General features: G+C 44.4%; 2 protein-coding genes. Both read right to left on the minus strand.

Annotated elements, in window-relative coordinates; translation table 11 throughout:
• Positions 1–126 (minus strand): DUF3297 family protein (locus R7Q48_RS27040; protein WP_318133330.1); only part of this gene is annotated, 126 nt, incomplete at its 3' end.
• A 70-nt stretch (positions 127–196) separates the two neighbouring features.
• The coding region (araC, locus tag R7Q48_RS27045) for an arabinose operon transcriptional regulator AraC (RefSeq protein ID WP_318133329.1) at positions 197–741 on the minus strand (545 nt) is incomplete at its 5' end.

A 741-nucleotide genomic window follows, 5' to 3' on the forward strand; every position in this document is an offset into this window, starting at 1 on the left:
GTCAGTGCGCTCTTTACCGTTGAAACGGATACCGATTTGGTGCTCAAAACATTCTTTGATGAAGAATGGGCTGCGTGGGTTACCCGCTAGGCGATCTGGTAGAGCTGGTTTTGCTGTATCTGTCATGTTTGTGACCTAAATTCCGTAAAAAAGTGCGCTATTGTAGTCAGTGCACAGTGAGTGTTCAAGATAACCTTCAACTAATCTGCTCTCGATACAATTTGGGGCTTGCGCCGGCTTTACGTTTGAATACGCGAGAAAAGTAGAGTGGGTCGGTATAACCAACGATACGACCAATGTGATTGACCGAATAGTTGGTTGTGACCAACAATTGTTTCGCTCGGCTAATACGTTGGTCGTCACGCCATTGAGTAATGGTCATGCCAACTTCATCTCGAAATAGATGCCCTAAGCGTGAGGCGGACAGGCAGGTGAAATCAGCGATGTCTTCTAGTGTGAAATTTTGATTCAGGTTCTGCGTCATGTAGTTCATCGCTTCAATAACACGAGGATCTAACGGTTTGCTCACCACATCAGGTTGAATAGTTTTACAACGAATCAGCAGTTGTTCCAGTAAGTTAATCGCGAGATCATCTCGATAAGGCATGTCTGATTTGGAAATGTACTCAATGTCGATGAATAGGCGTTCAATCTGAGAAATCGTGCTGTTATCCAATCCTTGAGTGAGATACACACCATTTCGTTGTTCATGCCAACACAACCAGTCATTCCAAAAGGCAC

The sequence above is a fragment of the Vibrio sp. 378 genome, from assembly GCF_033339435.1.